At 60.3% G+C, this 5,263-nt stretch carries 4 protein-coding genes and 2 pseudogenes; 2 read left to right on the forward strand and 4 right to left on the reverse strand.

The window, feature by feature from the left end; translation table 11 throughout:
• Positions 1-780: 780 nt before the first annotated feature.
• Positions 781-1,305: pseudogene (locus tag MKK70_RS22295) on the reverse strand (IS5 family transposase); the annotation flags it as partial.
• A 102-nt stretch (positions 1,306-1,407) separates the two neighbouring features.
• Between MKK70_RS22295 and MKK70_RS30725 the strand changes: the two are divergent.
• Positions 1,408-1,539, forward strand: a complete 132-nt coding sequence (locus MKK70_RS30725; RefSeq protein ID WP_279603770.1) for a hypothetical protein — start codon at positions 1,408-1,410, stop codon at positions 1,537-1,539.
• A gap of 990 nt (positions 1,540-2,529) precedes the next feature.
• Here MKK70_RS30725 and MKK70_RS22300 read toward each other — a convergent pair.
• Positions 2,530-3,009, reverse strand: a complete 480-nt coding sequence (locus MKK70_RS22300; RefSeq protein WP_243949984.1) for a hypothetical protein — start codon at positions 3,007-3,009, stop codon at positions 2,530-2,532.
• Positions 3,010-3,487: 478 nt separating this feature from the next.
• Positions 3,488-4,207, reverse strand: a complete 720-nt coding sequence (locus MKK70_RS22305; RefSeq protein ID WP_243949986.1) for a helix-turn-helix domain-containing protein — start codon at positions 4,205-4,207, stop codon at positions 3,488-3,490.
• A 527-nt stretch (positions 4,208-4,734) separates the two neighbouring features.
• On the opposite strand from MKK70_RS22305, the gene MKK70_RS22310 reads away from it, so the two are divergent.
• Positions 4,735-4,899, forward strand: coding sequence for a DUF892 family protein (locus MKK70_RS22310; protein WP_243949988.1), 165 nt, complete (start codon positions 4,735-4,737; stop codon positions 4,897-4,899).
• Positions 4,900-4,943: 44 nt separating this feature from the next.
• Here the strand turns inward: MKK70_RS22310 and MKK70_RS22315 are convergent.
• Positions 4,944-5,063, reverse strand: a pseudogene (locus MKK70_RS22315) (IS481 family transposase); the annotation flags it as partial.
• Between the last annotated feature and the right edge of the window lie 200 nt (positions 5,064-5,263).

Below are 5,263 nucleotides of genomic sequence, written 5' to 3' on the forward strand. Positions count from 1 at the left end.
GCCGCAGCACGACGTCGGACTAGAAAAGCATCCCGTCACTGCAAAACATCCAGATCGGCGCACGGTCATCCCCTCGGTCAGCCGGCCTTCAGGAAGACGACGCGACCAAAATACAACGCCGAGCCTCCACCAAGCGCTTACAACCTAGGCGTCGCGGTAGCAGGACCAGGGACCGGCTCGGGGCCGGCCCCGGCCTGCGGCACAGGCTCGCCCATCAACGTCGCACACCCGATAGGGCGGGCGTCTCGGCGAGTAACCGCCGTCAGGCTGAAAGCGACAGAACGGCGAGCATCGCAGACTGGGCACATTGGAACTGTCCCAAACTTTTCGGCTAGGATTACTGTTTTTTTGCTAGTTCTGAAACTTTCTCGCTCTTGGCTACGTCTCACCATCTGATTTGAGATGGAAGAGCGGTAACTAGGAGAGGATTATGAAATTTTGGCTTTTCGTTCTTGGTATACCGATCTTGTTTACAACGCCTATTGTGGCGCAAGGAACTCATGATCAATCAATTACGGACAGGCAGCGAAATATCACTAGTAAAGAAAAAGCCTCAGAGATTCGAGCATTGATCGAGAAAGCTCGGATTAGACAGCAAGCGGTTGATCGACAGAACGAGAATCTATGGGCTCGGTGGACTTATGCGGTCTGCATCGGTTGCGGACCCATATCAGGGAAAATCCACATGGTACGAACGAATCCTTTGCGCGTCCTGATGGGTATTCCGGCCGCTGAGGATGACGCCCGGAGTGAGCGCGGAAGACGTCAGATTTAGAGCGTTTAACAGAACTGCTTGCATTGGTTGAGGGTCACGAGGGCACAGGCCAGGGTGGTGAAGGCGAGGTAGATGTCGGCGCAGCGCTCATAGCGGATGGCCAGACGGCGGAAGCGGGCGAGCCACGCCAGCGTGCGCTCGACCAACCGAACATCCGCTCGATGGCGTTGCGTCCCCGATAAAGTACGGGCGAGAAGCACGGCTTCCAGCGTCGGTTGACCTTGGGCGGGATGTTGGGCGCGGCTCCGGCCTCCTCGATCTGCCGGCAGATGGCATCGCGGTCGTAGCCCTTGTCGGCCAGCACGACGCGGCAAGTCGGCAAGCGTTTCGAGCAGCAGCGCGCAGGCCTTGCAGTCGGCGACCTGCCCACCGGTCAGCAGGAAGGCGAGCGGGCGGCAAGCACGGTCGGTGAGGGCGTGGATCTTGGTCGTGCGCCCGCCGCGCGTCCTTCGATAGGCTCAGGATGAGGTGGCCGATGGCCTGGCTTTGCTCCCCCCTTTACCCCCGGCGGCGCAGCGGTGGGCCTTCACTGTCAAACAACGTTAAACATTGACCGTGGATCGGCGTCGAACTCTGACCCCCTGTATGGGTATGGCGGGACGCCTTTGATCAGCTCGACGAAGCGGGTCGGGGTGGCGCAACTTCTTCTGCAATTCCTCAAGCCCGGCATGCATTTTTCCGGCATCGACCGCCGTCTCGATCAGCAGTTCCTAAGCCTCGGCGAGCGCCGCACGCAGTTCCGCGTTCTCGGTCGCGAGCGCTAAAACCAGAGCCGTCGTGTCGTCGCTCATCCTTCAGCAACCCATCTGATCCACCGTGGACGCCGCCGCATCCGTGGCTAGCAGGTCGCTCGATCTGTTGCGGCGGTCCTGTTTGCCCCTTCAAGCAGTGCCGCCAATTTCGAGGCTTCAAGCGGGCCATAAGCCGGCGCGGCGGTTCCTGTTCCCCGCATCACCGACCTTCACGCGACCACCCGGCCCGAGGCTTCACGGCCACGGCGCAGGGAACTGGCCCGCACCGGCCTGTCATCACGTGCTCTCTGTGCTGGGCTGCCTAACGACGTTCGCGACCGCCGCCGGCGCGCATGCGTCGAGAGACCGGCTGTGTAGCAGACCGTCAATCACTTCGCAGCATCCGTCCTGATTGTTGTGCAGCGGTAGCCCGACACAGGCCATATCAGCTCGCGCCGCACCTCTTGCAGACGAGTAAAACTCCAGCAGTGTCAAACAGTTTCAAAGCTGATATCGTTAAGCTCTTCCTTGAGGGAGGCGTGGATACGCCGAAGCCATAGCTTGGCGTCCGCTTCAGCTGCTCTTGCCTCCTGGGCCTGCTTTTCCACGAGTTTGGCCCTCTCTTCCGATAGGCGAGCGAGTTCGTTGGCCTTTTCGGCTCGTGCAATGGCAGCCCTTGCCGCCTCAGCATCCTCCGCACGCCGCTCGGCCTCCTCGGTCCGCTTGACGCATCGTTGGAAGAGTGACGCGAGACCTCCTTAGCAAATTCGCGTGCTCGGCGGACGAGTGCCCCAACATCCTGGATCAGGTCAAGCGCTGCTGGCCAATCGATTGGGATCGTCTCGCTGGGTACCTGCTGCGAGATAAGTGCGTTCACCTCAGCAAAGAGAGGTACGATCTTATCGCGTTTCGACACCTCGGCAGCCCATGCGGAGCTGCTACGCCAAGCATCGCTGGGGTCGGGATCAGGTTCGGCCTGGACATCGGCGGTGAGGTGTTGAGCGGAGATCGACATCAGGCACTCTACTTCGTAGCTGGTCCAACACTGAACTCAGTTGCGATCGTGTCATAGACACGGGTCAGCCACTCCTCCGCAATCCATGTTCGCTCCTCGGCGGCTTTCACCTTTTCGTCGGCGGCCTTGAGCAAGGTATCGGCACGGCTCTGGACATCGGCGGTGCGTGCCTCGGCAGCATGAACCCGCTCGGCAGCGTTTCGAATATTTTCCCGCGCATGTTCCAGCAGTTCCCGTACGCGCAGCTCTTGCTCTTGCGCCTGAGCCTCGACCTTGCGGGCATGTTTGCCTGCATCACGAACCAGATCGATCAGCTTGGACCAATCCCGGAGCAAGGATCGAGGCGCTGAAAGTAACGGCTCGGCGACGTCGCTGACGGGCTCAAGGAGCTGCACCACCTTGTTTGCGGACGTGCCAGAGACGGGGCCGTCCGTAGGAGCATCCAGGGGAGACAAGCCCTGCCAAAGGTACTTCTTGGCTGTGGCCATGAGGTCCCCACCGCGGATGGCTGAGGCCTAATTAGATCGAAGGCCTTCGGTTAATGGCTTATTCGGACTGCTTACCATTGTGGTGGTGGATGAGCAGCCGCCTTTTGGAAGCGAAGCTTGGGAAGAAAGAGGTGTTTCTCAGAGAGCACAGTTCGGACCTGTGGTTGGCCAAAATTCTCTAGTTGAACTTACCGCGTCCGTATAATATTAGAAGACCATTTACCACCTGTATTGTCAGCGTTGGCCATGGTGCCTGGTATTATTCAAGCAATCGTACTTCCCGGATTAGGGCTATAATTTTATTGGTCGGAATGGGGCGTTTTACCACTTGAGCATACCTAACGTGCGCGGCAAGGGTTAAGCCCAAGCGTTGAGCTTCGGTCACTTTTTCTGAGCTTACACGCAGTGCTATCGGATTACTGGATGTATCGTCCATTCTCACTCCTTCGCTACATGGGTCGTTCGCTCTTATCCGACGTTAGGTGCCGGATGAGGCCCTGCCGTTGGTCTTGATCTCCACTCCTCGGCAGCCCCTTTGCCCTCTCCAACCCCCCAAATTCACAGGGTGAGAAGCAGGAGTATTCGTGCCCTGCGGGGATCTGCACCCACCCCCCGTTGGCCCCACGGCAGGGCGTTCCACGGTTCGGGCCAGCCGCAGCCAAGCTATCCAGTCTCGCGACACGATGCAGACGACGTTGGTATCGTTGCGGAAGCGGGCCAGCCGGCGTTCCTCGACGGTGAGGAGGCCGTGCGTTCGACCTTCGCGGATCGCGTTCCGCACCATCGTCTCGGACACGCCTGCAACCGCTGCGATGTGTCCAACAGCTAATCGGCAGTCCCCCCGTTTCGCCACCTCGACCGCGACGACAGCTAGCACCGCCTGTTCCGCGAGCGTGAACCGTGCCGCGATAGCTGGTGGGAGCCTACCAGAAGCCGCCCAGCGGCGACGACGGGCCATCGAGGCATCTGTGCGCGGCCGAGAGCCAGTGCGGCTCTTGGAGGCTCCGTTGGGCCGCTGAGACAAGTCCGTGGGACGCTCGGGCAACTGCCGCGCCTCTATCAGACCGGACAGAGCCTCGGCTTCGGCCTCCGACAAGTGCCCTTCTCCGAACGCTCTCCACAACGCAGCCGTGACGGCCGGCAACGCGGCACGCGGCACCGCCTCCGCCTGCCGGCGGATCTCGTAGGTATAGTCCATCACTCACAGCCCTGCTCGGGCCGCGTCAAAGCAGGAGGCGCAGCCCTAGCTGTCCCCGGCAAAAGGCAAAACACCATCGTTTCGGGAAGCGATCCCGATTGACTCCCGGCGGGAGCTATGATGTCTGGGGGATTGCAAGTGGTCCCCGGACCTCATCGATTTCGACGGCCCTGCGTTTGGCGACGCGGGGCCGTTGGCGTTTTGGGCTTAGGTCTTTCTCGCGGCCTTCATCCCTTGTTCCAGCGGCTCACGACTCGCCATAGGGCGCGCAGAAGCCGGACATGGCATGTCGGCCGGCAGGCAGGGTTAAGTCAACGTCGGACGTTGAACGACATCTGCAAGCCGAGGGCGCGGTAGCCCTCCGCGTTATCGCACTCTTCCGCGATCCCGAAGCGTTGAACGCACATTAGGCTGCACATAGGTCGATCAAGGCTTGGCGGGGCGCTTCCGTCGCAGGACCTTCCCGGAGCGAGGATACCGAGTTCACGTTAGCCGCCGAACCTCTGACGAACCGGAGCATCGACGACATGGCCAGTATGGGTATCGGCACGATCTACGCGGATGCACTTCGCAATACGCGCGCTTTAGAGAAGCAAGGCTTGGAGCAGATGGAGCGCCAGCTGTCTGGCCTAGAGCGCTATCCCGACTACGCAGCCGTCCTTCGCCGCCACGTCAACACCACGAAGGCGTAGATCGATCGCCTAGGGCCTGTCGTCGTCTGAACGGATTGGCTTGGCTAGATGTTTGGTCCCGGCATTTGGTGGAGCGGGTTTGACCTGAAGCGACCGGGCTCGGCGGACCATGCTTTGCAGATGGCCTCGTAGGGCGTGAGACCCCGCAGGGTCTTCAGGCTGCGAAACCGGATTGCTTAGTCTGAGCCGGTTGTGCAACTCGACCTGCTGCACATCCTTCACAATATGGAGACACTGACCCGATAGTTTTGTCCCGATGCCGCGGGCTACAACACGGTCCATAGCCGTTTTTCCTCGGTCTATCTGCCGAGCGACAATATCATCGATGGGCAGGTTAATGGGTCGCAAGACCCGACGAACCTGG

This window comes from Methylobacterium sp. E-041 (genome assembly GCF_022829665.1).
Taxonomy (GTDB): Bacteria; Pseudomonadota; Alphaproteobacteria; order Rhizobiales; family Beijerinckiaceae; genus Methylobacterium.

What these genes read in the sequence shown, in the direction of transcription:
- MKK70_RS22300 (WP_243949984.1), bottom strand. Translation starts at nt 3,009, where the DNA reads ATGGCCACAGCCAAGAAGTACCTTTGGCAGGGCTTGTCTCCCCTGGAT.
- MKK70_RS22305 (WP_243949986.1), bottom strand. Translation starts at nt 4,207, where the DNA reads ATGGACTATACCTACGAGATCCGCCGGCAGGCGGAGGCGGTGCCGCGT.
- MKK70_RS22310 (WP_243949988.1), top strand. Translation starts at nt 4,735, where the DNA reads ATGGCCAGTATGGGTATCGGCACGATCTACGCGGATGCACTTCGCAAT.